Raw genomic sequence first — 1230 nt, forward strand, 5'->3', positions numbered from 1 at the left:
ACTCGGCATCGCGGAGGCGGGCTGGCCGTTGGCCGGGCTCGCGGTGCTGATGGTGCTGCCCGTCGCCGGCGCCGCGGCGCTCGGCGCCGGCGTGGCGACGCTGCTGCAGACGCGTGGGCTCGTCTCTGCCGTTCCGCTCCGGCCGCGGCTCGACAAGGTGAACCCCTGGGCGGGCCTGAAGCGCCTGTTCGGCGCCGAGGCGCTGGCGGATCTGGTGCGGAGCCTCGTCAAGCTTGCGATGGTCGGGCTCGCGCTGTGGTTCGCGGCCGGTGACGTGGCCGCGTTGCAGCGCGCGCTGCATGCGCCGCCCGAAGGGCTGCTTGCGACCGCATCGGGTCATGTCGCGCGCCTTCTTGGCGCCGCGCTTGCTGCCTTCGCGGCGGTGGCGGTGCTCGACCTCCTCTGGGTGCGCTTCAACCATCTCCGCCAGCTTCGCATGTCACGTCAGGAACTGCGGGACGAGCTGAAGGAGACCGAGGGCGATCCCACCATCCGTGCGCAGCGCCGGCTGCGTCGGGAAAGCCGGGCGCGCAGCCGCATGATGGCCGAGGTGCCGCGTGCCGCGGTGGTCGTCACCAACCCGACGCACTACGCCGTCGCGCTCGCCTACCAGGAAGGGGACTCAGCCCCCAAGGTCGTCGCCAAGGGTGTCGAGGAACTCGCCGCGCGGATCCGCGCCACCGCCGTGGCGGCCGGCGTGCCGGTCGTCGCCAACCCGCCCCTGGCGCGCGCGCTGCACCGGCTCGAACTCGGCCGCCAGATCCCGGCGGAGCACTACCAGGCCGTGGCGGAGATCATCGCCTTCGTCTGGCGCCGGGCGGGGCAGGCGGCGAACCGCGATCGTCAATTTCAGGTTGATAAATAGGTCCGAAAAAGCAACCATCTCCGCTGTCCATGGCCCCGAGGCAGCAACAGCTCCGCTGGCGCCCTGCCGCGCTGCTCAACCGCCTGCTGGCGCCGCGCGACGAGGTGGGGCCGCTGCTCCGCGCCGTCCTCGACGCGGCCGCGCCGGGCCTCGCGCTGCTCGACGCCGCGGATCGCCTGCTCGCCTGGAACCCCGAATTGGCCCGGCTGTGCGGCCCGACCCTGCCACTGCGCCGCGGCCTTCCTCTGCGCACGCTCATCGAGCCGTCACGCCGCGTGGCGGTGGAGGCCTCACTCGGCGCGGCAGGGAGCGCGGATGCGGCGCTGGCCGCCGCCGGCCTGCCGCAAGTCCGGCTGGAGCGCCCC

At 73.7% G+C, this 1230-nt stretch carries 2 protein-coding genes; both read left to right on the forward strand.

What is annotated here, in order from left to right:
- Positions 1–865 (forward strand): EscU/YscU/HrcU family type III secretion system export apparatus switch protein (locus L2I40_RS23410; RefSeq protein WP_237217755.1); only part of this gene is annotated, 865 nt, incomplete at its 5' end.
- Between the two features lie 29 nt (positions 866–894).
- Positions 895–1230: PAS domain-containing protein (locus tag L2I40_RS23415; RefSeq protein ID WP_372491112.1), on the forward strand; the 336-nt coding region annotated here is incomplete at its 3' end.

It is taken from the genome of Falsiroseomonas oryziterrae (assembly GCF_021864505.1).
In the GTDB taxonomy this organism is placed as follows: domain Bacteria; phylum Pseudomonadota; class Alphaproteobacteria; order Acetobacterales; family Acetobacteraceae; genus Falsiroseomonas; species Falsiroseomonas oryziterrae.